The following is a 25,202-nucleotide window of genomic DNA, read 5'->3' as shown; positions in this document are numbered from 1 at the left end:
CGGCGGGGCCGTCGGCCCACCCCCGTGACCCCGTTTGTGCGCCCCCGGGCGCCGGAGCGCTCCGAGCCGCCCTGGTGCGCCTGACCACCGGCTAAACCGCCCGAGGCTCCGAATCCTCCAACTCGCCAGCGGGGCAAGGGGAGTTCGCGACATGCTGGGGTATGAAACCAGCGCCGTCGCGGACCGTCGGGCACGGGGGGAACGAGTGGTGGAGCAGGAACAGCAACGGCCGTACTTCTTCTTCAGCTACGCACGCCGGGACTTCGAGGCCGAGGACGCCTTCGTCAACCAGTTCTTCAACGACCTGCGGGACGAGCTGGGCCGACTGCTCGGCGCGGCGGTCCGGTCCGAGGAACTCGCCTTCCGTGACACCGAGCAGCTGCGCCTCGGCGACGACTGGGCCGAGCGGCTCGCGACGATGCTGGGCCGCAGCCGGACCATGATCGCGCTCTACTCCCCGGCCTACTTCGCCAGCCTCTACTGCGGCAAGGAGTGGACCGCCTTCCGCGGCCGGGTGCGGCGCCACCACGAGGACACCGGGGAACTCGTCCCGGCGCTGGTGCCGGTGCTCTGGGAGCCTGTCGGATCGGCTGAACTGGCCGCCGAGGTGACCAAGGTCCAGTGGGTCCAGCCGGACATGGGCGAGGCCTACGCCCGGCACGGGCTGCGGGCCCTGCTGCGCACCGCGCAGAGCGGGGCGTACGAGCAGGTCGTCCGGGTGGTCGCGGAGCGGGTCCGGGACGCGGCCGCGCGGCGGCTCGGCGAGCTGCCCGAGTTCGACCTGAGCGCGGTGCGCGGCTACTTCCCGCCCCCGGCGGCGCCCGAACCCGCCCCCAGCCCCGGGATGGTACGGCTGTTCATCGCGGCCGGGAGCGCCTCGGAGGCCGCCGTCGAGGGCGGCTCGTACGCGGGCGGCTGGTACGGGGCCAAGCCCTGGCACTGGGCGCCCTACTACCCGCCCGCCCGGCCGTCCCTGGTGGTGCGCGCCCAGCAGGTGATCACCGCGGCCGGGCACACCACCACGCTGGAGGAGATCGGCCCCGGCCTCGGCGAGAAGCTCGACCAGGCCCGGGAGGACAGCCAGGTCAGCGTGCTCCTGGTCGACCCGTGGGTGGCCGGCAACGGCCGCTACCGGGCCGCGCTGAGCGAGTACGACGACCAGAACCACCCGGTCACCGGCGTCGTGGTGCCGATCGGCAGCAACGACCCGGATGGGGAGCGCGAGGCGCCGTGGACCGGCGTGCGCGGCGTGTTCCGGCGCAACTGGCTGCGCCGGAGCGACCTGGAGCACTTGTTCCGGGTGCGCGTGAGCCAGGAGAGCTTCGACAACGACCTCACCATCATGGTGACGGTCGCCCAGAACAAGCTCATGGACGACAACCTCGATTGGGGAGACCATGGCGGGGACGCCTTCGGCTTCGGGGGCGACGCCTTCGGCTTCGGTGACGACGGCCCGGACATGCCCGGGCTGACCATCCCGGCCGGCCCGCCCGGCAGCCCCCGCCCACCGGGCCCGCGCCACGGCCCGGCGGCCGCGCGGCACCGACCCGATCCGGCTCCACACGAACCGCCCGGCCGGCGCCGGGGCCAGGACGACGCTGTCCCGCTGAGGGGAGACCAGGACGATGACCACTGAGCCCGGCGCAGAGCCGGAGCGCGGCGGACCGGGATCGGTCGTCACGTTCTACTCGTTCAAGGGTGGAACGGGCCGGACCATGGCGCTCGCCAACGTCGGCTGGATCCTCGCCAGCCGCGGCCTGCGCGTCCTGGTCGTCGACTGGGACCTGGAGGCGCCCGGTCTCCACCGCTACTACCACCCGCTGCTGGTCGACCCCGAACTGCACTCCACCGACGGCCTCATCGACCTGCTGCGCTCCTACGTCAAGCAGGCCCTTCCCTCGGCCGCCGGACCGGTCGGGCTGTCCCCGGCCGAGTGGCTGGACGAGCCCGGACGCCTGGAAGGCTACGTCTGCGGCCTCGCCCTCGATCTGCCGCCCGGCGGCCGGCTCGACTTCCTGCCCGCTGGGCGGCAGAACGCCGCCTACGCCGCCGCCGTCACCAGCTTCAACTGGCGCAGCTTCTTCCACGGCCGGGACATCCGCGGCGGCGATTTCCTGCGCGAGCTGCGCGAACGTTGGGCCCGCGGCTACGACTACGTGCTCATCGACAGCCGCACCGGCGTCAGCGACACCTCAGGCATCTGCACCGTCCTGATGCCCGACACCGTGGTGGACTGCTTCACCTTCAGCGTCCAGAACATCCGCGGTGGCGTCGACGCAGCCCACGCCATAGCCGAGACCGAGGAACGGGCGATCCGGGTGCTGCCGGTGCCGATGCGGGTCGAGGACGCCGAGCAGGAGCGCCTGGAGGCCGGTCGCGACTACGCCCGCGAGGCCTTCGCCCCCTACCTCGGCCGCTGGCTGACCGGCGACCGGCGGGCCGCCTACTGGGCCGACGTCGAGGTGCCGTACAAGCCCTTCTACGCCTACGAGGAGGTGCCCGCCACCGTCGCCGACCGGCCGCAGGAGGCCCGCAGCCTGCTCAACGCCTTCGAACGGCTGGCCGGTTGGATCACCGACGGCCGGGTCCGCACCCTGCGCCCGCTCACCGCCGAGAACCGCCGCCGGCTCTACAACGCCTACCTGCGCTCCGCCCGCGCGGTGCCCCGGCAGGTGTTCGTCAGCTACGCGCCCGAGGACCGGATGTGGGCCGAGTGGGCCGCCGGGACGCTCACCCGCTTCGGCTACCAGACCTCCCTGCACAGTGCCGCCGAGCCGTACACCGGCTCCCGGCCGCCGGAGGTCGCGGGACCGGTCGACGGCCAGGGCCGGCTGCTCGCGCTGCTCTCGCCCGAGTACACCGCGCTGCCCCGCGCCGCCGAGGTCTGGCAGCTCCTCCAGGGGCGCGAACTGGCCTCCGGATCACCGGCGTTGGTCTCCTTCCGGCTCCAGGACTCGGACGAGCCGGTGCCCCGCCCGTTCGCCGGGCAGCCCGCGCCCGACCTGGTCCGCTCCTCCGCCGTCGGTGCCGAGTCCCAGCTCTACGCCGAACTCGGCCCGCCGCCCGGCAGCAATCGCCAACCCGACTCCGACAGCGGGGAGTTCACGGCCCCCGCCCGGTTCCCCGGCACCGCCCCGCAGGTCCAGGAGGCGCCCTCGCGCAACGCCGCCTTCATCGGCCGGGGCAAGCTGCTCGAACTGCTCCGCAACCGCTTCACCGGCGGACCCACCGCAGTGCTCAGCCAGGTGCTCTACGGCTTCGGCGGCGCCGGCAAGTCCCAGATCGCCGCCGAGTACGCGCACCGCTTCAAGGCCGCGTACGACGTGGTCTGGTGGGTGCCCGCCGAGGAGCCCGCCAACATCCCGCAGAAGCTCGCCGAACTCGCCCCCAGGCTCGGCGTGCCCAGCAGCGACGACGTCGCGCACACCGCCGCCGCCGTGCTCGACGCGCTGCGCCGGGGCCAGCCGTACCGCCGCTGGCTGCTCGTCTTCGACAACGCCGGCACCCCCGAGGAACTCGCCCCCTGGCAGCCGGCCGGCTCCTCCGGGGGGCACGTGCTGATCACCTCCCGCAACCAGGGCTGGGCCCGGCACGCCGGACTGGTCGAGGTCGACGTCTTCCTCCGCGAGGAGAGCGTCCGGCTGCTGCGCCGCTTCAACAGCGGCCTCTCCCCGGAGGACGCCGATCAGGTCGCGCACCGGCTCGGCGACCTGCCGCTCGCCGTCGGCCAGGCCGCCGTCTGGCTCCAGGAGACGTCGATGCCGATCGCCACGTACCTCGAACTGCTCGACGAAGAGCTCACCGAGATGCTCGAACGCACTCGGCTGCGCACCGCCGACTACCCGCACTCGGCCGCAGCGACCTGGCGCATCTCGGTCGAGGAACTGCGCCGGATGAACGCCCCGGCCGCCCAGATCCTGGAGATCTGCGCCTTCTTCGGCCCCGACGCCATCCCGATGCGGCTGCTCTACAGCCGGGCCGTCACCCGCGCCCTGCGGCTGCCCCCGCGGGCGCCCCGAGACAAGCTCGCGATCGGCGAGTTCCTGCGGGCCATCAACCGGTTCGGGCTCGCCCGCACCGACCAGGGCAGCGAGACCATCACCGTGCACCGGCTGGTCCAGGCCGTCCTGCGGGACCAGGTCGAGGAGGAGCGGCGGGCCGAACTGCGCGGCGTCGTCCACGCCGCGCTCGCCACCGCCAACCCCGGTGACCCGGACGTGCCCGCCAACTGGGCCGAGTACGCCGAACTCCTGCCCCACCTCTGGCCGTCCGGGGCGCTGGACAGTGCCGACGAGGACGTCCGGCAGTGGATCATCGACTCGGTCCGCTACCAGTGGAAGCGCAGCCTGCACGAGTCCGGCCGGGAACTGGCCGAGCGGACCCTCGAACACTGGCGCCAGGACGGCTACGGCGGGCCCGACTTCGACATCGACAACGACGCCCAGACGCTCATGCTGCGCACGCAGCTGAGCAACATCCGCCGCTCCCAGGGTGCCCTCCAGGAAGCCTACGAGATGGACCGGGACATCCTGGAGCGCTTCACCGCGACCCTGGGCCCGGAGCACTCGCACACCCTCGCCGTCGCCAACAGCCTCGGCGCCGACCTGCGTTTCCTCGGCCGCTACGACGAGGCCCGGGCGCTCGACCGCCGCACCCTGGATGCCGCCCGGCGTACCCTCGGCCCGGACCACCCGCGCACCCTGATGATCACCAACAACCTCGCCGTCTCCGACTACCTGGCCGGCGACCGCCGGGCCGCCCTGGAGCGGCATCGCAGCAACTACCTCCAGCAGCGCGACGCGCTCGGCGCGCACAGCCTGTACGCGCTCTCCTCGGCCTCCAACTACGCCCGAGACCTACGCGAGACCGGGCGGCTGCGGGAGGCCCTGGACCTGCTGGAGGAGACCGTCCGGATCTACCAGCAGACCATCGGCGACGGCCACACCGACACCCTGCGCGCCCGCAAGAACCTGGCCGTGGCGCTGCGTCGGGCCGGCCGCTACCACGAGGCCCTGGAGATCGACGAGGACATCTACCAGCGCTACCTGGACATCAACGGTCCCGAGCACCCCGACACCCTGGCCGCCGCCACCAACCTGGCCAGCGACCTCAACGCGCTCGGCGACACCGGGCGGGCGATCCCGCTGGCGGAGCGGGCGTTGCTGCGGTACCGCGACTATCTGGGCGAGGACCACCCGGTGACGCTGGCCGGCGCCAACAACCTCTCGGTGTACCTGCGGCTGGCGGGGCGCACGGTGGAGGCGCGCGAGCTGTCCGGCCGTACGCTGGCGCAGTTCCGCACCGTCCTCGGCGCGCACCACCTCTACATCCCGATCGCGATGATGAACCACGCGAACGACCTGGCGCTGGCCGGGGAGCTCCAGGCCGCGCTGGACCTGGAACTGGAGGCGGAGCCGCTGATGACCGACGCCCTCGGCCAGGACCACTACGACGCCATCGGCATCAACTCCAACCTCTCGCTGTCGATGGCCGCCCTCGGGTACGCCGAGCGGGCCGCGGAACTGCGGGCGGAGTGCATCCGCAGGGCCAGGGTGACGTTGGGGGAGGAACACCCGACCACGATCGCGGTGCGGGCCGGGACACGGCTGGACTCGGACGTGGAGCCGCCGCACGTGTGACGACGAGTCGGTCGCGGTGGCTTAGTAGGCTCACGGCATGGTGCCGTTCCGGCAGTTCCTGCTGAAGATCCACAGTCGGTGCAACCTGGCTTGCGACTACTGCTACGTGTACCAGGGCGCGGACCAGAGCTGGCGCCGGCGGCCGCGGCGGATGGAGCTGGCGACCGTCCGCCGCACCGCACGGCGGATCGACGAGCACGCGGCCGAGCACGGACTGGAGGAGGTCTCCGTCGTGCTGCACGGCGGGGAACCGCTGCTCGTCGGCGCTCGCCATCTGGAAGTGCTGCTGGGCGAGTTGGCGGCCGTGCGGCCCCGGGTGCGGTTCACCGTGCAGACCAACGGGCTGCGGCTGCTGGAGGAACCCGGCCTGCTCGACGTGCTGCACCGGCACCGGGTCTCGGTCGGGGTGTCGCTGGACGGCGCCCGGGCCGACCATGACCGGCACCGGCGGCTGCCCTCCGGCGCGGGCAGCTGGGCGCGCACTGCCGAGGCGGTACGGCTGCTCGGCTCGGAGCGGCACCGGGAGCTGTTCGCCGGCCTGCTGTGCGTCGTCGACCTGGACGCGGACCCGGTGGCCACCTACGAGGCGCTGCTGGAGTTCGCGCCGCCCCGGCTCGACCTGCTGCTGCCGCACGCGACCTGGCGGGAACCGCCACCGGGGGTGCGGCCGCGCGCGGTGCCGGACGGGCCGCCGGGTGGCGTGCCGGCGGTGCCGGCGCCGTACGGGGAGTGGCTGATCGCCGCCTTCGACCGCTGGTACGGCGCGCCGCGCCGGGAGACCGGGGTGCGGCTGTTCGAGGAGCTGTCGGTGCTGCTGCTCGGCGGCCGGGCGGCCAGCGAGGCGGTCGGGCTGGCGCCCGTCGACCTGGTGGTGGTCGAGGTGGACGGGGCGATCGAGCAGGCGGACAGCCTCAAGGTGGCCTACGACGGCGCCCCAGGGACCGGCCTGGACGTGTGGCGGCACGGCTTCGCGGACGCGGCCGCCCACCCGGCCTTCCGGGCCCGCCAGCGCGGCCTCGCGGGCCTCGGTCCGGTCTGCGCCGGTTGCCCGCTGGCCGAGGTCTGCGGCGGGGGGCTGTACGCGCACCGGTACGCGGGGGACGGCTTCGGCCACCCGTCGGTGTACTGCGCGGACCTGGACCGGTTGATCCGGCACATCGCGGGGCGCCTGCGCGCGGGGGTGGCGGGGCTGGTGAGGAGCTGAGTGGACCTTCGGCCTGGCTGGTCGGGGGAGGGGCCTGGGGAGGGGGTCGGGGTGCTCCGGCTCACCCGTTCGGGTCACGCTCGGCCGCCGTCCGGCTGATCCGCCCCGGCGCGGGGACACCGGGGGCGGGCCCGGCGGGTTGGGGATGGGTCGGCCGACCGGGCCGGAGGCCGCACACAGGAGGAGGAGAACCGGTGGCTGGTACGGGTGAGGTGATGGCGGCCGGCGTGCCGGGCGCGCGCGGGGCGGACGGGCTGCCCCGGCACGGTGTGGACCGGGTGACGTTCCGGGCGATCGCGGGCGCGCGCGGCGGGCCCGAGGCCGTCCGGCTGCTGCGCTCCGGGCAGTTGAGCAAGCGGGCGCTGCTGCTGCTGGCGCTGCGCCGGGCGGCGCCCGAGCACGACGGGTACCGGGAGGCGTACGCCCGGGTGCGGGCGTTGCGGCGGGACGACCGGGAGAGGTGGGAAGAGGTGCTGCTGCGGCCGGAGTTGGACGCCTGGACGGCCGATTGCCTGCGGGGCGCGGCGGCCGGGTCGGTCGGGCAGTCCGTTCCGCTCGGCGGGTTGGACGAGTTCCTCCACAGTATTCCCGGCCCGGTCGTCGCGCTGGAGTGTGACGGGCTGCGCTGGGCGCCGACGATCGACCACGCCGGTCCGCGCCGGGTGGACTACGGACGGCCGCCGGCCGGCCCGCTTCTCGACGCCGAACTCGCCCTCTGGGAAGAGCGGTTGACCGGGGCCTGGGACATCCTGGTGCGTCGCCACCGCCGCCACGCGCAGGCCGTGGCGGCCTGCGTGAGCACCGTCGTTCCGCTGCGGCCCGGCCCCGGCGGCGAGGTGGTCAGCGCCGCCGCCCGTCGGGCGTACGGCGCGGTGGCGGCCTCGCTGCCGGGTGAGCCGGCGCTACTGGCCCTGGCCCTGGTGCACGAGTTCCTGCACGTCCAACTCGGCGCCCTGCTCGACCTGGTGCCGCTGCACCGCCCCAACGGCCCGGCGGTCTACCGGGCGCCCTGGCGGCCCGACCCGCGCCCGGCCGGGGCACTGCTCCAGGGCGCGTACGCCCACCTGGGTGTGGCCGACTTCTGGCGGGCGGAGGCGGAGGCGGGTGCCGGGACGGGTGGCCCAGACCGCGCGCACCGGGAGTTCGCGCGCTGGCGGACGCACACCCTGACCGCCGGGGAGACTCTCCTCGGCTGCGGTGAACTGACGGCGAGCGGCGTGGAGTTCACCGAGGAGCTGGTGCGGACTGTGCGGGGGCTCGGTGCGCCGGGGGAATGACTCCGGGCGCTCGGATGCTTGACCGGAAGACGTGCTTGTCCGGGTGCTTCTCCGGGCACTCCCGGGGTGTGCCCAGGTACTGCTCCAGGACTCTGTTCCGGCGACACCCCTTACCCCGGCGATGCGCTTCGGCGCGCGCCACGGCGAAGTGCGCGACCGCTGAACGGGTGAATTCTGGGAGTCCCGTGCGCTGTCGTACGGCCCCGGCCGCCCGGGGGCCCAGCGTGAGTCCGCAACGTGCCGCGCGAAGTGGCAGCGGGAAGATAGATTTAGTCCCAACCGGGTGGGCATACCCACCCTCGGCAGGTCCTAACCGCGCCTAAGGAAAAGAACTATGACTCCGGTAACCAGCACCAGGCCGGCCGGCAAGCTCACTGACCCTCAGGAGACGCCGGAACGTCCCTCTCTCGCCGATCTCGCCGCGCTCGGCGCGGAGGAGCTCGCCGCCCGGCTCCAGCGCGCGCTCCCCGGCGCGGAATCCGGCCTCGTGCCGGTCGCTGCTTTCAACTCCTCGATCTGACCCGGTCCGGATTCCCGAACGGAATCCGGACCCGGCAGGTCCAACCCCACTGAGGCTCACCGAGCCCCACCGGATCTCACGGAGCCCCCACCGGGCCCCCGCTGGGTCTCGATGGTCTCGATGAGCCTCACCGAACCGAACAGTCCCAGTTCCATGACGACGTCCGTCCCGCTGCCGTTGACGCAGTTCGTGATCAAGGTCCACAGTCGCTGTGACCTGGCCTGCGACCACTGCTACGTCTACGAACACGCGGATACCAGCTGGCGCTCCCGCCCCAAGGTCATCGCGGACGGGATCCTGGCCAAGGCCGCCGAGCGCATCGGCGAGCACGCGGCCGCCCACCGGCTGCCCGCCGTCCGGGTCGTCCTGCACGGGGGAGAACCCCTGCTCGCCGGCCCGGACCGGTTGCGCCGGGCCGCCGAGGCGCTGCGGGCGGCGCTTCCGGACGGGTGCGTGCTCGACCTGCGCATCCACACCAACGGTGTGCTGTTGAGCCGCGAGTTCTGCTCGCTCTTCGCGGAGCTGGACGTCAAGGTCGGCATCTCGCTGGACGGGGACAGGGCCGCCAACGACCGCCACCGGCGGTTCGCCGACGGGCGGAGCAGCCATCCACAGGTGCTGCGGGCGGTCGGGCTGCTGAGCGAGCCCGAGTACCGGCACCTGTTCGCCGGTCTGCTGTGCACGATGGACGTCGAGAACGATCCGGTGGCCGTGTACCGGGCGCTGGCCGAACTCCGGCCGCCCGCCGTGGACTTCCTGCTTCCGCACGCCACCTGGGAAGAGCCGCCCAAGCGCCCCGCCGCGCTGGGGGCCACCCCGTACGCCGACTGGCTGCTGACCGTCCACAGGCTGTGGGAAACGGACGGGCGGCCGTTCGCCGTACGGACCTTCGAGTCCGTGCACCGGACCCTGCGCGGGCTCTCCAGCCTCACCGAGTCGCTCGGGCTCGAACCCTCCGACCTGGCGGTCCTGGAGACGGACGGGACCTTCGAGCAGGCCGACAGCCTGAAGACGGCGTACGACGGCGCACCCGTCACCGGGATGAACGTCTTCGCGCACAGCCTCGACGACCTCGCCCGGCACCCCGGCATCGCCGCCCGCCAGTCCGGCCTGGCCGGACTGAGCGAGGCCTGCCGCTCCTGCTCCGTGGTGCGCTCCTGCGGCGGCGGGCTGTACGCCCACCGCTATCGGAGCGACGATGGAGGAGGCGGCTTCGACCATCCCTCCGTCTACTGCGGTGATCTCATGACGTTCATCAACGGCATTGCGGGGAACGGGGGTTCGACGGCCGTTCCGGCCCAGGTCGTCGGCGAGCCGCTGCCCGGCGCGCTCACCCCGGCGCAACTCGACGAGCTCGCCCACGGCTACGGGGGAGCCGACACCGTCGCCGCGCTGGGACGCTCCCAACTCCGCCTCACCAGGGCCATGTTGGCCGCCGCCTGGGACGCCTCCGGGCAGGGGCGCCCAGAGGCCTGGGCACTGCTGGCGGAGCTCGACACGGCGGCCCCGGCCGCCGTGGACGCCGTGCTCGCCCACCCGTACGCCCGCGCCTGGGCGGCCCGCCGGCTCGCCGGGGACCTGCCGGTCGGGCTCGGCCCGCTCGCCGCGCTCGCCGCGGCCGCCGCGGTGCGGGCCGGGCGGGGGGACGCGGTGGCGGTTCCGGTCCGGGGCGGGTGGCTGCACCTGCCCACGCTCGGGCGCCTCGCCGTACCCGACGGCGAGGCCGTGGTCACCGGGCGTCCGGACGGCTTCGAGGTGCGGACGTCCGACGGCTCGGTGCTCACGGTGCTGGACGAACCGCTGCGGCGGGTGCGGCTGGCCGGCGGCTGGACGGTCGCGCTGGAGGACACCGACCCGTTGCGCGACAGCCACGACCATCCGGTGTCCGGCCGCCTCTCGGACGGCGAACTGCTCGACTGGACGGGCGCGTTGCGCGAGGCCTGGGAGCTGCTCGGGCGGGACCTGCCCGGCTACGCGGAGGGCATCCGGGCCGGCCTGGCGGCGGTCACCCCGCTGCGGCCGGGCCCCACCGGCCGGGACGTCAGCTCGGCGGCCCGGCAGGCGTACGGCGCGGTCGCCATCGCCCGGCCGGCCACCGCGCCGACCCTCGCGCTGTTGCTCGCCCACGAGTTCCAGCACGTCAAGCTCGGCGCGGTGCTCGACCTGGTGGACCTGTACGACCGCGCCGACACCACCCTGTACTTCGCGCCCTGGCGGCCCGATCCCCGGCCGTTCGAAGGGCTGCTCCAGGGCACGTACGCCCACCTGGCCGTCACCGAGTACTGGGGCACCCGCACCCTCGCGTACGACGGGCTGCCGGGCGGGGCCGCCGACCGGGCGCGCGAACAGTTCGCGCTCTGGCGGCGGTACACCGCCGAGGCCGTGGAGCGGCTGGCCGCGTCCGGGGCCCTGACCGGGACCGGCACACGCTTCGCCGACGGCATGCGCGCCACCGTGGCACCCTGGCTCGCCCTGGCGCTGCCCGCCGCCGCCGAGCAGGCGGCCGACCGGGTGCGGCGGGAGCGGGCCGGGGTCTGACCCGTCCATCCGCCGCCTTCACCCCCGGGGAGACGCCATCCGTACCGAAGCCCTTGCCACCGAAGCCCTCCCCACCGAAGCTCTGGTCCGCGCCCTCAGCGACCTCGGGGTCCGCCCGGGTGAGGTCCTGCACGTCCAGGCGTCCCTGCGCACCCTCGGGCCGGTGCCCGGCGGGGCGGCGGCCGTGGTCGAGGCGCTGCGCGAAGTCCTGGGCCCCGAGGGCACCTTGGTCGCCTACACCGCCACGCCCGAGAACTCCGCCAGCTCCCGGCTGTACCAGTCGGTCACCGCCGGGCTCTCGCCGGCGGAGATCGACGAGTACCAGGCCCGGATGCCCCGCTTCGACCCGGCCCGGACCCCGGCCTCACCCACCGTCGGGGCGCTGTCGGAGGCGATCCGCACGTGCCCGGGCGCGTTGCGCAGCCGCCACCCGCAGACCTCCTGGGCGGCTGTGGGCCGGCGCGCTCGCGCGGTCACCGCCCACCACCCGCTGACCTCCCACCTCGGCCCGGAGTCGCCGCTCGGGCGGCTCTACGACCTGGACGCCCGGGTGCTGATGCTCGGCGTCCCGATGGACCGCTTCACCGCCTTCCACCTGGCCGACCTCCGGATGCCCGACGTGGCCGAGCGGGAGTACCGCTGCGTCGGCGAGGACGGCTGGGCCGCCTTCCGGGCTCCGCACCTGGACGACCTCCACTTCGGTCCGCTCGGCGCCGAGGTCCTGCGGACGGCGCGTGGTATCAGCACCGGGCGGGTCGGCGCGGCGGCCGAGTGCCGGCTGGTGCCGGTCCGGGAGGCCGTCGACCTCGCGGAGGGCATCCTGCGGCGCGGGCGGGCCTGAAGCCCGCCCGGCCGCCCAGCCTCGCTCTCATCCGATGCGCGAGAAGTCGGCCGGGCCGACTTCTCGCGCGGTACTACGCCTGGGCGTGGGCCTGGATCAGGCCGAACCTGCCGCTGGTCCGCCACGGCTCCCCGGTGGCGTCCAGTCCGGCGAGCACGGGTGCGTCCAGGCCGACGATGACGTCGGATTTCAGCGTGCGCAGGGCCGCCACCGGGGACGGGAAGTGGCCGGCTCGCTCGGCGAACGGGGTGGTGGCGTCCCAGAGTTGGTCCCCGACGAGGCGGCGGTAGTTGAGGTCGCCCTTGGTGATCGTCAGGGTGGCGTCGGAGAGTTCGTTCCTGAGGTCGGCGGGCATGTCGTGGAACGGCAGTGGGGCGCAGAAGAACGGGTGGGTGCGGACCGTGAGGGTGCCGGTGTTCATCGCGTGCCAGAGCCTGCGGCCGATCAGTTCGGCCTCCCGGGCCGGGGCGCGGCGGAGCCGGTGGACGGTCGCGAGGACGTCCGCCGTGGTCGCGTCCGAGACGTAGTAGGGGGAGGGCTTGACGTAGAGGACGACCTCGGCGGCGAGTCCGCTCGTGAGGAGATGGTCGATCAGGACGAGGTCGGGCAGCAGTTCCCGGCCGGCGTTGTCCGCGATGACGTAGACCTTCGGGTCGCGGGCGGTGGTGAGGGTGGTCCACAGGAGCGGGCTGTCGTCGGCGATCAGGGCGGGGACCGGGGCGTCGGCAGTGGATGCGGTGATCCGGAAGCTGAGGTCCGCCCGGTTGCCCCAGAGCGCCGAGGACAGGAGGACCTCGCCCCGCTTCTCGGTGGACAGGGCGGGCAGCTCGTCGAGGGCCGCCAGCTCTTCGTCGACGGCGGGGCCGGCGAGTTCGGCGTCCTTGAAGGGCGCGAACGGGTCGATGCCCTGCCAGGCCCCGGGCCGGAAGTAGCCGGTGGCTTCGAGCAGCCTGCGGTAGAAGTAGCTCTCGGCCCAGAGGAAGGGGGCCTCGCCCCACGGTCGTCCGAACATGCCCTCGCCCCATTCCAGCCACTGCTGGTGGTCGTGGGCGCAGGTGCCGAGCGGCTCCAGCACGCCGCTGGTGCTCTCGGCGAGGAGGGCTTCGATCGCGGCCCGCTGGGCGGGCCGGTACGGCAGTGCGTCGAGCACCTGCCGGACGAGCTTCGGGTGCCGCTCGTGGAAGACGTCCCGGGCGAAGGTGCCGGGGGTGCCGCTCAGGATCACGGGTGCGGTGGGCATGCTCAGGTTCGTCCTTCTCCTCGTCGGCTGTCGGCGGGCTCCGCCACATGATCCATGGTCTGCCCGTGACGGAGCCGCACCGACGCCGGGCCGGCCTCCGCGTCGACGCGGACCCCGGTGGGAAAGTCGAAGTGGCCGGCCTCGGAGTGGTGGAGGCAGGCGTGGAGTTCGCGCTGGGGGTTTCGTAGATTCGCCTGGTGACCTACGACATCATGCTGGTACGGGTGGAGCCTGGACTCACGGTTCAGGAGACGCTGGATCGCCTCAACGCCGGTTTTGATCCTGACGCCGAGATACCGCTGCTTCGCCTCACCGACGCGCAACGGGTCGAGTGGGAGCGGATCCTGGACCGGGTCTCGCGGGACGTCGGAGCTGTCGAGTCCGAGGAGTACCTGTACAGCCTGACCCTTGAGACGGTCGGGCCGCCGGGGCGTGTGCAGCTCGACTACTACGGGGACACGGCCGGCATCGAGGTCGCTTACCGCCACTCGGGGGCGGCGGCGTTGGAGGTGATGGAGCTGGCCTACCGCATCGCTCGCATCGTCGAGGAGGAGAGCGGACTGACCGGTTACGACTTCGAGGTGGACCAGCCCACACGGACCGGCGACCCCGGCAAGGCCGCCGTCCGGCTGAGCGACGTGTCCGAGTGGGCACAGCGGCGCTTGAGTTAGCGGAGCCCGAAGTGGTCGAAGTCGCCGGCCTTGGCGGCGCGGAGCCAGGCCCGGAGGGTGGGGCGGGTGGTGGTGACGATGTGGGTGGGGTCGTCGGACTCGCGGATGTGAACCAGCTCGTCGGCGGAAGCGATCTCGACGCAGTTGGCCTGGTCGCTACTGAAGCTGGACTTCTGCCAGTTGAGCTGGTGCATGACTATCTTCCCTGGACCTTGTAGCGGATGTGCTGGATCAAGCCCAACGAGTCTCGATGGGCGGGCGATGATGAGGATGTCGCCGCAGAGAGGGGCGGAAGAGCCAAGCCCCTGAGTCGGTCGAACTTCCGGTCAAATGTTGTCACGACCTCCGGGTCTCCAATGAAGTTGGATCCATGTGGATGTTCGAGCAGCACCGTTCCAAGGCGAGCGTGCATACCTCGGATGAGTAGGAAGGGCGTGTCGTTCGACGCGAATGCGGTGCAGTCGAACGGAAGGATCTGGATCGACACGTTGGGCAACCTGCTCATCTCGATCAGATGGTTCAGCTGGTCCCACATGACCGCCGCGCCTCCGTACATCATGTGCAAGGCGGCCTCATGGATCACGGCACGGTATGTAGGGGCGTCCTTGCCCGTCAGGACCTTGTGCCGTTCGTGGCGGAACTCGACCTTCTTCTCGGTGTACCCCTGGATGACCTCGCTGTAGGCCTTGGTCTGTAGGAGGCCGGGAATCAGCAAGGATTCGTAGTTGTCCAAGCCCGTTGCCCGCGCTTCCGCCTCGGCCAGGTCGAGTGAGCTTCGTGTGACGTGAGTCTTGAACTCGGTCCACCAGCCCTTGCCTGAGCTCTCGCACATGGCGGCGAGGCCGGCCCGGTAGCCGGAGTCCGTCACGTCGCACAGGTCGAGCCAGGTGTTCAGCCGAGGAAGGTTTAGGCCCATCCTGCCGGACTCGATGTGGCTGATGGCAGGGCCCTTCACCCCGATCGCCTGTCCGATCTCCAGCGCCGAGCGGCCGGTGGCATCGCGTGCCCTGCGAAGTTCCTCGCCCAACCGGCGCTGACGCTCGCTGATCCCATTTCCGAATGCCATGGGCGTACCTTCCTCGCAGATCGTCACCTACGGACAGTTTAGGTGTGACTCCGGAGAGTGTTGCCAACTTTGCTGAGAATACCCTAAAGTTTCACTGCACCGCTCGCCGGATGGGGCGTCAGGCTCCTCCGTGTGTAGCTCATTTGAGCTGATGGGAGAATCCCCATGTGTAACCCCCACCTCAACTCCCCCTCCCTTACCGTGTCCCGTGAGGTGTTGCGCGACGCGATGTTGCGCGCCGGGTACGCGAACTCCTCGATCGGGGACGCCGAACTCGCCCTGATCGAACTGGTGGTGAACGCCTGGCGGCACGGGATGACGCCCTCGCCCGTCGTCACCGTCGTCTACGCCGACAAGATCCTCCGCGTCACCGTCGCGGACCGCAGCCCGGAACTGCCTCAGTGTCAGGACATCAACACCCAGGCCGAGTCGGGGCGTGGGCTCCAGCTGGTGGAAGGCCTCACGCACCGCTGGGGTGCCGAGCCGCAGAAGCTCGGCAAGCGGGTCTGGTTCGAGCTGGACTGCGTCGCGTGAGCGCCATCCGCCCCATCCACCCGCGCGATCCCGCGATTCGCCACCTCACCGGCCGCGATCTCACCCAGCTGATCGTGGAACTCCGTACCGAGGGTCGTGAATTGGGCCTTCTCTGGCCCTCCGCCAAGCCGGGTGAGACGGTCCTGAACGGTCAGATCCTCGTCTCCCTCGGCAGCGTTCCGGCCAGCACTTTGATCAACCTCCTCTCGCTCGTCCGCGAGTTCAGGCGCGGCCGGCCGTAGGGCGCACGCGGGCCCCGCCCGGCCGGGGCGGGGCCCGCGCCCGTTCCTCACGTCGTGAAGCCGCCGGCGAGGATGTCGAGCCGGGCGAGCAGGGCGTCGGCGAGTGGGTAGCGGGCGTCGGCGGCGAGCCAGCGGCTCAGGGCCGTGATGTAGCTGTCGAACACCAGATCCGCCACTGCGCAGGGGTTCAATTCCAGCCGGATCTCGCCCCGTTCGTGCCCTCTGATCGCGGCGGCGATGAACGCCTGGGGTGCCGTGGTGCCCAGTGCGAACGCCGTGTGGAGCACTCCGCTGTCGTGCAGTTCCCTGGCCAGCGCGTACTCCCGCTCGTTGAGGCGTGCGAGGGCGTGCAGGGCGTCGGCGAGCGACTCGATGGCCGACGCGTGCGGGTCCCCCTGTCGGTCCAGGGCCTCGTGCCGCTGATGGGCCCAGGCCGTGACGAAGTCCTCCTTGCGGCGGAAGTGGTTGAACGCCGTCTGGCGCCCCACGTTGGCGCGTTCGGCGATGTGGTCGTACGTGGTGGCCGCGTATCCCTGGGCGGCGAACAGTTGGAGTGCCGCCGTGAGCAGCCGTTCCCGGGTTGCGGTACGGCGCTGGTCATGTCGGTTCGTCAGGGTCACCAGAAAAGTATACTTGAATCCATAGATGAACTGGAGTACATCTAAAGCATCCAGTCCACCTAGCGAGGAGACCGAGCCATGGTCGTCCCGTACACCCTCGGCCTGCACGAGATCGCCGCCGACACCTACGCCTACCTCCAGCCGAACGGCTCCTGGGGGCTCAGCAACGCCGGGTTGATCGTCTCCGGTGACGAGGCGCTGCTCGTCGACACCCTGTTCACCGTCCCGCAGACCCGGGAACTGCTCGACGCCGTCGCGAACGCCCTGCCCGGCGTCGCCATCGACACCCTGGTCAACAGCCACAGCGACGGCGACCACTGGTGGGGCAACCAGCTGCTGTCCGGCGCCACGATCATCGCCTCCGAGGCCGCCGCGATCGACATGAGGCGCGACCACCTCCACGAACTCATCGCCGCCCCCGGGGACTTGCCGCTCCCACGGGTCGTCCGGGAGATGCGCGAGGTCTTCGACTTCGCCGGCATCGCGCCCACTCTGCCGGACCGGACCTTCAGCGGCGAACTGGAGGTCCCCGTCGGGCGGCGCACCGTCCGGCTGATCGAGGTCGGCCCCGCCCACACCCACGGTGACGTCCTGGTCCACGTGCCCGACGCCGGCGTGCTGTTCGCCGGGGACATCCTGTTCATCGGCGGCCACCCGGTGGTCCACAGCGGACCGGTGGAGCGCTGGCTCGCCGCCTGCGACCTGATCCTCGGCCTGGACGTGGAGACGATCGTTCCCGGGCACGGCCCGGTCGTCGGCAAGGCCGAGGTCCGCACCTTCCGCGGCTACCTGGAGCGGGTCCTCGACCACGCCACGCGCTCCCACCGGGCGGGCGTCCCGGTGCTGCGGGCCGCGCGGGAGATGGACCTGGACGGGTTCGAGGACTGGATCGACCACGAACGGCTGCTGCTCAACATCGGTGCCGTGTACCGGGAGCTGAACGGCGACGGGACCCCGGTCGAGCAGGAACTGCTGGTCGGGATGGAGGAGTTCACCGCCGAGGACCCGCGCCCCGCGTGCCCGACCCCCCGGCTGGCGCCGCGGTCCGCCGCCGAGCTCGCCGCCCTCGCCGGGCGGCTGGAGGGCCCCGCGGCCGGGCTGGTCGCCGGTGGCGCCGGCCCGCTGGCGGGACGCCCGGTGCTCAACGTCCTGGCCACCATCGGCCACCACCCCGACCTGCTGGTCGCCCTGGTGCCCCTGCTCGCCCAGCTCAACCAGGGCCTGCTGCCCTTCCGCGAGCGCGAACTGACGATCCTGCGCACCGCGCACCGCACCGGCTCGGTGTACGAGTGGGAGCACCACGCACGCCTCGCCGTCGTGGCCGGGATGACCGAGCCCGAGATCGCCCGCGTTCCGGCCGGCCCGGACCACCCCGACTGGTCGGAGGCCGACCGCACGCTGCTGCGGGCCGTCGACGAGCTGCACGACGGGCACGCGCTCGCCCCGGCCACCTGGCAGGCGCTGTCCGGCCGGTACCCGGCGCCGGAACTGCTGGAACTCCTGGCGCTGGTCGGGACGTACGGGATGGTCGCCGGCATCGTCAACTCCTGCCGGGTGCCGCTGGACGGCTGGCTGAGCGAGGTGGGCGCCTAGGCGAACCACCCCGGGAAGTCGGACGGGCCGACCTCCCGGGGTGGCCGGAGAGCTGTGTGGACACGGTGGAACCGCTCGACCGTAGGGGGGACGGCCGGGCGGTTCCGGTCCGGGGGACCTCAGGATTCCGCGATCAGGGCTCCCTGGTCAGGACTTCCTGGTCAGGACTCCGCGATCAGGACTTCGTGGTCCCGGCCCGTCCGGCTCAGAGGCCGACGAAGTGGTCGAACTCGCCCGCCTTGGCGCCGAGGACCCAGGCGTTGAACTTGACGCGGGTGGTGGTGACGATGCGGGTGGGGTCGTTCGACTGCCGGATGTAGACGGAGTCGCCCTCGGAGGCGATCTCGATCCACTCGTCCTTGTCGTAGCTGGTGCTGGACCTCTGCCAGTCGAGGTGGTCCACGGATGTCCTCCCGGTGGTGCGCGGCGGCCGGAACGAGGGTACTGCTCCCAGTGCACGGGTGGCATCATCGTTTCGGTCATGTCAATTCGTGCGAGACGTTGTGCTATTCCATTGGGGTGTCAGTCGTTCCTACACTGAAGCCCCGCCGCACGGGGGCTGCGGGAGGCAGGTTGCCGACGGGCCCGGGGGAGGCGCGTGTGACTGACCGGGGCTGGGACGAGGACGAAGCCCGGCCGTACTTCTTCCTCTCCTACGCGCACACCCCCAAGGCCGGCGCGCGGGGCGCGAGCGATCCGAACCACTGGGTCAGGCAGCTGTACCGGGACCTCTGCGAGGCGGTGCTCCAGCTCACCACCGTCCCGGACGGGGTGGCGGTCGGCTTCATGGACGAGTCCATGCACCAGGGCGAGTTGTGGGCCGAACGACTGTCCGACGAGTTGGCGACGTGCCGGGTCTTCGTACCCCTGTACTCCCCGAGGTACTTCAACAGCGTTCCGTGCGGCCAGGAATGGCACGCCTTCACCCGCCGACCGGTCTACCCGGCCAACCTCGACTACGAGCGCACCAGTGGCATCGTCCCGGTGCTGTGGGCCCCGATGAGCCGCTACCGGCTGCCGGACGTGGCCAGTGAACTCCAGTTCAACCACACGAGTTTCGGGCCCGAGTACGCCGCCGAGGGCCTGTACGCGCTGATGAAGCTCAGCTACTTCCGCGCCGCCTACGAGCTGGCCGTGCACCGGCTGGCGGCCCGGATCGTGCAGGTCGCCGAGGAGACGGTGATCCCGATCGGGCGGCGACGGCTGGAGTTCAACACCCTGCCGAGCGCCTTCAACGTCACCGCCCCGACCAAGCAGCTGAGGATCTCCGTACTCGCCTACCACCAGGGCGAGCTGCCCGACGACCGCAGTCCCGACTACTACGGCGAGCGACGGGTCGACTGGCACCCGTACCGGCCGGCCGGCTCGCCCATCGCCCAGCACGCGGTGCGACTGGCACGGCAGTTGGGGTTCCAGCCGACCGTGCACGAGTTCGATGACGAGGTCGAGTCGATCATCGACGGACATGCCGAGGCCCCCGGACTTCTGCTGCTCGACCGGTGGGCGCTGCGCGACCCGCGCCGGCGCGAACTGGTCCGGCGCTTCGACCGCTCGGACGCCGCCTGGGTGAGCATCCTGGAGCCGTTCAACGGCGACGACCCGGAGTGCGTCGCATACGCGGAAGAACTGGGGGGGTTGAGCGACGAGGCACTGCGCATCACCCGGCGGGCCAGCCGCCCGAGCTTCCTCGGCGCGACCGGCCCGACCGGGCTGAACGCGCTGGAGGACTTCGACGACGCGCTGCCCCGGGCCGCGATGAAGGCCAAGTACGCCTTCGAGGGGCGCGCTCGGGGGGAACCTGAGGAACCCCCTGTGCCCCGACCGAGCCTGCGGGACGCGTTCCGGCGCGGCGGAGGCGGGTACGGACCGGACGGGTCCCCGGTGGACCCCTTCGACGACGATCAGGGGCGCGACCGGGAGCACCCCCAAGGACAGCACCGGGAACACGACCGGGAACACGACCGGGAACACGACCGGGAACACGACCGAGGAAACGACCGAGGAAACGGCCGGGGAAACGGCCGGGGAAACGACCGAGGACCGGGCGGCAGCAACCGCGACGGCCGCACCACCCGATGGGAGGACGAGGACCGCGATGAGTGAGAACCGCACCAGGAACCTCCGCCTCGGCGGCATCACCCCCGCCGAGGTGGTCGCCCAGCGGGAGGCCGAGCGGCGGGCCGCGGAGCAGGACCGCAACGGCCGGATCATCACCTTCTACTCGTACAAGGGCGGCACCGGCCGCACCATGGCGCTGGCCAACACCGCCTGGATCCTGGCCGCCAACGGCTTCCGGGTGCTCACCGTCGACTGGGACCTGGAGGCGCCGGGCCTGGCCAAGTTCTTCCACCCGTTCCTCGATCCGGCCTCGCTCGCCGGCACCACCGGGATGATGGACCTGATCGCCGAGTACCGGGAGGAGGCGCTGCGGCCCGTCGAGCACGCCGAGGGCTGGCACCTCGACTTCGCCCGGGTGCACCCGCACGCGCTCTCGCTCACCTGGCCGTACTTCCCGTCCACCGGCAGCCTCGACTTCCTCTCCGCGGGCCAGTTCAACCGCGACTACTCCGAGGCCGTCACCCACCTGGACTGGGACATCTTCTACGACCGGTTCGACGGCGGGCAGTTCTTCGACGCCCTCAAGGCCGACATGGCCAAGCGCTACGACTACGTGCTGATCGACTCCCGCACCGGCCTGTCCGACATCGCCGAGATCTGCACCGTCCAGATGCCCGACGACCTGGTGGTCTGCTTCACCCTGAGCGACCAGTCCATCGACGGCGCCTCCCGGATCGCCCAGCACATCCACGACCGCTACCGCGAGCGCGGCATCCGCATCCTGCCCGTCCCGATGCGCATCGACGAGGGCGAGAAGGAGAAGGCGGACGCCGGCCGGGCCCTCGCCCGGGTCCGCTTCGACGGGCTGCCGGTCGGTCTGGCTGGTGAGGAACTCGCCCAGTACTGGGGTTCGGTGGAGATCCCGTACCGGCCGTTCTACGCCTACGAGGAGATCCTCGCCACCTTCGGCGACCAGACCGGCACCCCCACCTCGATGCTGGCCGCCTGCGAGCGGCTCACCTCGATGCTCACCGACGGACGGGCCCCCGGCCTGCCGCCGATGGACGAGGAGCTGCGGCTGCGCTACGTGGACGCGTTCACCCGCCGCCGCCCGTCCGTCCCCGCCGACCTCTACCTCTCCTACGTCCCCGAGGACCGGATGTGGGCGGACTGGATAGAGTCCGTCCTGACCCTGGCCGGCTTCCGGGTGCTGCCGCGCGACCTCAGCGCCGGCACCGACCCGCGCGAGGAGACCGAGCGCGGCATCGACTCCGCGTACCGGACGGTCGCGGTGCTCTCGCCCGCCTACCAGCGCTCCCCGCAGGCCCGGGCGCTGTGGGAGTCGGTGGTCAGCTCCGACCCCTCCGGCACCCGGCGCCAGCTGCTGCCCGTCCGGGTCGGCGACGTGCGGCTCACCGCTCCGTTCAGCAACCGCAACCCGGTCGACCTGGTCGGCCGCGACGAGGCGCAGTCGGTCCAGAGCCTGCTGCGCGCGCTCGGCCGCGGCGACGCGCCGCTCGCGGAGGCGCCCAGCGGCGGGCCGCGCTTCCCCGGCAGCAAGCCCTCGGTGTGGGACGTCCCGCCGCGCAACCCCTCCTTCACCGGTCGCGCCGCCGTCCTGGAACAGCTGCGCAACCAGCTGCGCGGCGGCATGGCGGCCGTGCTGCCCACCCCGCAGACCCTGTACGGGCTCGGCGGCGTCGGCAAGACCCAGGTGGCGCTGGAGTACGCCCACCGCTTCATGTCCGACTACGACCTGGTCTGGTGGATCGACGCCGAGCAGACCGAGCTGGTCGCCCCGGCGCTCGCCGAACTCGCCCGCCGGCTGGGACTGCGGGTCGGCGACTCGGTCTCCGAGGCCGCCGAGGCCGCCCGGGAGGCGCTGCGCCGCGGCATGCCCACCTCGCGCTGGCTGCTGATCTTCGACAACGCCGACGAGCCCGCCGAGATCCGCCGGTTCTTCCCCGGCGGCTCCGGCCACATCCTGGTCACCTCCCGCAACCAGGCCTGGACCGGGCACGCCGAGGCGCTCGAAGTCGACGTCTTCACCCGCGGCGAGAGCGTCGAGCACCTGTGCCGGCGCGCCCGCAGCCTCTCCCGCCCGGACGCCGACCGGGTCGCCGAGGCGGTCGGCGACCTGCCGCTCGCCGTCGAGGTGGCCGCCGCCTGGCTGGACACCACCGGCACCCCGGTGGAGACCTACGTCGCCCAGCTTCAGGCCGAGGCCGCCCGGGCACTGGCCGTCGGCCGCCCGGCCGACTACCCGACCCCGGTCGCCGCGACCTGGAACGTGTCGATCGGCCGGCTGCGCCAGCAGTCCCCGGCGGCCGTCCGGCTGCTCCAGCTGTGCGCGTTCTTCGCGCCCGAGCCGATCTCGATGAACCTCTTCTACAGCGACCAGATGATCCGGGCGCTGGTGAAGTTCGACGCCGACCTCAGCGACAAGTTCATGCTGGGCAAGGTGATCCAGGCGATCGGCCGGTACGCGCTGGCCAAGGTCGACGCCGGCAGCAACAGCTTCCAGGTGCACCGGCTCGTCCAGGCGGTGATCCGGGCCGGGATGACCGCCGACGACCAGGAGATCGCCGTCCACGAGGTGCACCGCATCCTCACCGGCGCCCGGCCCGTCCTCGGCGACACCGATGACCCGGCCAACTGGCCCGCCTTCGACGAGATCTGGCCGCACCTGTCGCCCTCCAAGGCGCACAACTGCGACGAGGCGGACACCCGCCAGCTGCTCATCGACCGGGTCCGCTACCTGTGGAAGCGCGGCGAACTCGACCGCGCCCGCGACCTCGGCCACGCGCTGGACGCGGAGTGGACCGGAAAGCTCGGCGAGAACGACCGGCAGACCCTGCTGCTGCGCTTCCAGCTTGCCAACGTGCTGCGCTCCCAGGGCAATTACGCCGAGGCGATGGCCCTGGACGAGGACACCGTGGAGCGCCAGCGGGCCCTGCTCGGCGAGTACCACCCGTACACCCTGATGACCGCCGGCTCGCTCGGCGCCGACCGCCGGGCCCTCGGCCGGTTCCAGGCCGCGCTCGACCTCGACCGCGAAATCCTCGACCAGTTCCGCGAGTTGTTCGGCGACGACAACCCGCGCACGCTCTCCATGGCGAACAACCTGGCGATCGACTACCGGCTGGTCGGCGACAGCGAGGCGGCCCGGGAGCTGGACCAGGAGACCCTCGACCGGCGCACCGCGGTGCTCGGCCCCAAGCACCCCTACACCCTGTCCACCAAGTCCAACCTGGCCCGCGACCTGCGCGAACTCGGCGACTACCGCGGCTCGGTGGACCTGCTCCAGGAGGTCACCTCCGACCTCGGCGACGTGCTCGACCCGGACCTGCCGGAGAACCTGCGCAACGCCAAGTCGCTGGCCGTCTCGCTGCGCCGGATCGGCCAGCTCGCCGAGGCCCGCCGGATCACCAAGGAGACCTACGAGCGGTACCTGGAGCGCTACGGCGCCGACGCCCCCGACGCGCTCGCCTGCGCGCTCAACCTGGCCGCCGACCACAGCGCCTCCGGCGACAAGGAGGCCGCCCGCGACCTCTGCTCCACCGTCTTCGAGGGCCACCGGCGGCTGTTCGGCGACGAGCACCCCTTCACCCTGGCCTGCGCCAACAACCTCGGCATCTACCTGCGGGGCAGCGGCGACGTCCAGGGCGCCATCGAACGCGGCCGGCTCACCGTCGACGGGCTGACCCGCTCGGTCGGGGCGGCGCACCCGTACACCCTCAACGCGATGATCAACCTGGCCAACGCCTACGGCGACGACGGGCAGACCGACCGTGCCGAACGGCTCGGCCGGGCCGCGCACCAGGGGCTGTGCGAGCGCTACAACGCGCAGCACCCGGACGCGGTGGCCTGCGAGGCCAACCTGGCGATCACCCTGCGGTCCGGCGGGAAGCACACCCAGGCGGCGGAGCTGCGGGCGCGGTCGATCGCCGAGCTGATCCGGCAGTTCGGCGAGGAACACCCCAACACGGTCTCGGCGCGCGGCTGGAAGCGGATCAACCGGGACCTGGAGCCGCAGCCGGTCTGACGGGAGAGGTGGCGGGGCGGCGCGCTCCCGGTGCGGGGCGCGCTTCGGGGACGGGGCGCGCTTCCGGTGCGGGGCGCGCTTCGGGGCCGGGGCGCGCTCCCCGCCGGGGGTACGCTGCGGGACCATGAGCACCCCGCCCCCGGTCCTGGTCACCCGGCGCCTCGCCCCCGGCGTCATCGAGCGCCTCACCGCGCACCACGCCGCCACCTGCCACGACTCCGACCTGGCGATGGACCGGGCCGAGCTGCTGGCCGCCGTCCGCGGCCGACGGGCCGTGATCACCACCCTGGACGACCGGGTGGACGCCGAGTTCCTCGACGCGGCCGGACCGGAGCTGGCCGTGGTCGCCAACCACGCCGTCGGCTACCACAACGTGGACGTGGCCGCCTGCGCCGAGCGCGGCGTGCCGGTCACCAACACCCCCGGCGTGCTCACCACCGCGACCGCCGACATGGCCTGGGCGCTGCTGCTGGCCGCCACCCGCCGGCTCGGCGAGGGCGAACGGCTGCTGCGCTCCGGCACGCCCTGGACCTGGGCGCCGAACTTCCTGCTCGGCCTGGAGCTGTCCGGCACCCCGCTGGGCGTGCTCGGGATGGGCCGGATCGGACAGGCGGTGGCCCGCCGGGCCCGCGCCTTCGACATGCCGGTCGGCTACCACAACCGCCGGGCCCTGCCGCCCGAGCAGGCCGAGGGCGCCGACTGGAAGCCGCTGGAGGAACTGCTCGCCACCTCCACCGTGCTGGTCGTCACCTGCCCGCTCACCGCCGAGACCCGGCACCTGCTGGACGCCCGCCGGCTCGCCCTGCTGCCGCCCGGCGCGGTGGTGGTCAGCATGACCGCCGGCGTGGTGGACGAGCAGGCGCTGGCCGCGGCGCTGGAGTCCGGCGCGCTGTTCGCCGCGGCCGTGGACAACTTCGAGCACGAGCCGGCCGTCCCGTCCGCGCTGCTCGCCCAGGAGCGCGCGGTGCTCGCCCCGCACCTGGGCAGCGCCACCGTCCGCACCCGGCAGGCGATGGGCGGCCTGGCGGTGGACAACGTGCTGGCGGTGCTGGGCGGTTCGGCGCCCCTGACGCCGGTGACGGCCTGAGCCGAGGGGGCGCCGCGCCCCCTCGGC

19 protein-coding genes are annotated in these 25,202 nt (G+C 72.5%); 14 read left to right on the top strand and 5 right to left on the bottom strand.

The window, feature by feature from the left end; all coding sequences use genetic code 11:
• The first annotated feature begins 151 nt into the window (after positions 1-151).
• The 7 genes from ACFRMQ_RS04750 (at position 152) to ACFRMQ_RS04720 (ending at position 12,019) form a co-directional block, all read left to right on the top strand.
• Complete coding sequence (locus tag ACFRMQ_RS04750; protein ID WP_380726919.1) at positions 152-1,636, top strand: TIR-like protein FxsC; 1,485 nt, start codon at positions 152-154, stop codon at positions 1,634-1,636.
• Positions 1,626-5,639 carry an FxSxx-COOH system tetratricopeptide repeat protein gene (gene fxsT / locus ACFRMQ_RS04745; RefSeq protein WP_380726917.1) on the top strand — a complete coding sequence of 1,338 codons (4,014 nt, stop codon included), beginning with the start codon at positions 1,626-1,628 and terminating at the stop codon, positions 5,637-5,639. Before ACFRMQ_RS04750 ends, fxsT (ACFRMQ_RS04745) begins: the two co-directional genes overlap by 11 nt.
• Before the next feature lie 37 nt (positions 5,640-5,676).
• The gene (locus ACFRMQ_RS04740; RefSeq protein ID WP_380726915.1) at positions 5,677-6,843 is read left to right on the top strand and encodes an FxsB family cyclophane-forming radical SAM/SPASM peptide maturase; all 1,167 of its coding nucleotides are present in this window, start codon (positions 5,677-5,679) and stop codon (positions 6,841-6,843) included.
• A gap of 194 nt (positions 6,844-7,037) precedes the next feature.
• Positions 7,038-8,120 carry an aKG-HExxH-type peptide beta-hydroxylase gene (locus ACFRMQ_RS04735; RefSeq protein ID WP_380726913.1) on the top strand — a complete coding sequence of 361 codons (1,083 nt, stop codon included), beginning with the start codon at positions 7,038-7,040 and terminating at the stop codon, positions 8,118-8,120.
• 334 nt (positions 8,121-8,454) lie between these two features.
• Positions 8,455-8,640, top strand: coding sequence for a hypothetical protein (locus ACFRMQ_RS04730; protein WP_380726911.1), 186 nt, complete (start codon positions 8,455-8,457; stop codon positions 8,638-8,640).
• 153 nt (positions 8,641-8,793) lie between these two features.
• Positions 8,794-11,178, top strand: a complete 2,385-nt coding sequence (locus ACFRMQ_RS04725; RefSeq protein WP_380726909.1) for an FxsB family cyclophane-forming radical SAM/SPASM peptide maturase — start codon at positions 8,794-8,796, stop codon at positions 11,176-11,178.
• Positions 11,179-11,215: 37 nt separating this feature from the next.
• Complete coding sequence (locus ACFRMQ_RS04720; RefSeq protein ID WP_380726951.1) at positions 11,216-12,019, top strand: aminoglycoside N(3)-acetyltransferase; 804 nt, start codon at positions 11,216-11,218, stop codon at positions 12,017-12,019.
• A gap of 73 nt (positions 12,020-12,092) precedes the next feature.
• On the opposite strand, the gene ACFRMQ_RS04715 is transcribed toward ACFRMQ_RS04720, so the two are convergent.
• Positions 12,093-13,259 carry a damage-control phosphatase ARMT1 family protein gene (locus ACFRMQ_RS04715; RefSeq protein ID WP_380726907.1) on the bottom strand — a complete coding sequence of 389 codons (1,167 nt, stop codon included), beginning with the start codon at positions 13,257-13,259 and terminating at the stop codon, positions 12,093-12,095.
• Between the two features lie 197 nt (positions 13,260-13,456).
• Here ACFRMQ_RS04715 and ACFRMQ_RS04710 point away from each other — a divergent pair, with 197 nt between their 5' ends.
• The gene (locus tag ACFRMQ_RS04710) at positions 13,457-13,930 is read left to right on the top strand and encodes a hypothetical protein (protein ID WP_380726905.1); all 474 of its coding nucleotides are present in this window, start codon (positions 13,457-13,459) and stop codon (positions 13,928-13,930) included.
• Here the strand turns inward: ACFRMQ_RS04710 and ACFRMQ_RS04705 are convergent.
• Together ACFRMQ_RS04705 and ACFRMQ_RS04700 are read right to left on the bottom strand one after the other, a co-directional pair.
• Positions 13,927-14,124 (bottom strand): DUF397 domain-containing protein, encoded by a 198-nt coding sequence (locus ACFRMQ_RS04705; RefSeq protein ID WP_380726903.1) that lies wholly within the window; start codon positions 14,122-14,124, stop codon positions 13,927-13,929. The genes ACFRMQ_RS04710 and ACFRMQ_RS04705 overlap by 4 nt on opposite strands.
• 2 nt (positions 14,125-14,126) lie before the next feature.
• Positions 14,127-15,023 carry a helix-turn-helix domain-containing protein gene (locus tag ACFRMQ_RS04700; RefSeq protein ID WP_380726901.1) on the bottom strand — a complete coding sequence of 299 codons (897 nt, stop codon included), beginning with the start codon at positions 15,021-15,023 and terminating at the stop codon, positions 14,127-14,129.
• A 138-nt stretch (positions 15,024-15,161) separates the two neighbouring features.
• Here ACFRMQ_RS04700 and ACFRMQ_RS04695 point away from each other — a divergent pair, with 138 nt between their 5' ends.
• Both ACFRMQ_RS04695 and ACFRMQ_RS04690 read left to right on the top strand, forming a co-directional pair.
• Positions 15,162-15,530, top strand: a complete 369-nt coding sequence (locus ACFRMQ_RS04695; protein ID WP_380726899.1) for an ATP-binding protein — start codon at positions 15,162-15,164, stop codon at positions 15,528-15,530.
• Positions 15,527-15,772, top strand: coding sequence for a hypothetical protein (locus ACFRMQ_RS04690; protein WP_380726897.1), 246 nt, complete (start codon positions 15,527-15,529; stop codon positions 15,770-15,772). The genes ACFRMQ_RS04695 and ACFRMQ_RS04690 overlap by 4 nt, the downstream gene beginning before the upstream one ends.
• Before the next feature lie 47 nt (positions 15,773-15,819).
• Here the strand turns inward: ACFRMQ_RS04690 and ACFRMQ_RS04685 are convergent, their stop codons facing one another.
• The gene (locus ACFRMQ_RS04685; protein WP_380726896.1) at positions 15,820-16,392 is read right to left on the bottom strand and encodes a TetR/AcrR family transcriptional regulator; all 573 of its coding nucleotides are present in this window, start codon (positions 16,390-16,392) and stop codon (positions 15,820-15,822) included.
• A 78-nt stretch (positions 16,393-16,470) separates the two neighbouring features.
• Between ACFRMQ_RS04685 and ACFRMQ_RS04680 the strand changes: the two genes are divergently transcribed.
• Positions 16,471-17,985: an MBL fold metallo-hydrolase gene (locus ACFRMQ_RS04680; protein ID WP_380726894.1), complete on the top strand. Its 1,515-nt coding sequence runs from the start codon at positions 16,471-16,473 to the stop codon at positions 17,983-17,985.
• Between the two features lie 205 nt (positions 17,986-18,190).
• Here the strand turns inward: ACFRMQ_RS04680 and ACFRMQ_RS04675 are convergent, their stop codons facing one another.
• Entirely contained in the window at positions 18,191-18,388 is a 198-nt protein-coding gene (locus ACFRMQ_RS04675) for a DUF397 domain-containing protein (RefSeq protein WP_380698502.1), read from the bottom strand.
• A gap of 197 nt (positions 18,389-18,585) precedes the next feature.
• On the opposite strand from ACFRMQ_RS04675, the gene ACFRMQ_RS04670 reads away from it, so the two are divergent.
• From ACFRMQ_RS04670 to ACFRMQ_RS04660, 3 genes are all read left to right on the top strand, one after another.
• Positions 18,586-20,088, top strand: coding sequence for a TIR-like protein FxsC (locus ACFRMQ_RS04670; RefSeq protein ID WP_380726892.1), 1,503 nt, complete (start codon positions 18,586-18,588; stop codon positions 20,086-20,088).
• On the top strand, positions 20,081-24,088 hold the full coding sequence (fxsT, locus tag ACFRMQ_RS04665; RefSeq protein ID WP_380726890.1) for an FxSxx-COOH system tetratricopeptide repeat protein: 4,008 nt from the start codon (positions 20,081-20,083) through the stop codon (positions 24,086-24,088). The genes ACFRMQ_RS04670 and fxsT (ACFRMQ_RS04665) overlap by 8 nt, the downstream gene beginning before the upstream one ends.
• Positions 24,089-24,212: 124 nt before the next feature.
• Entirely contained in the window at positions 24,213-25,175 is a 963-nt protein-coding gene (locus tag ACFRMQ_RS04660; RefSeq protein WP_380726888.1) for a 2-hydroxyacid dehydrogenase, read from the top strand.
• The last annotated feature ends 27 nt before the right edge of the window (positions 25,176-25,202 follow it).

Source organism: Kitasatospora sp. NPDC056783 (genome assembly GCF_042789895.1).
In the GTDB taxonomy this organism is placed as follows: Bacteria; Actinomycetota; Actinomycetes; order Streptomycetales; family Streptomycetaceae; genus Kitasatospora.
The sequence above is the reverse complement of the archived record's forward strand: the minus strand, read 5'-3'. Positions and strand labels throughout refer to the sequence as shown.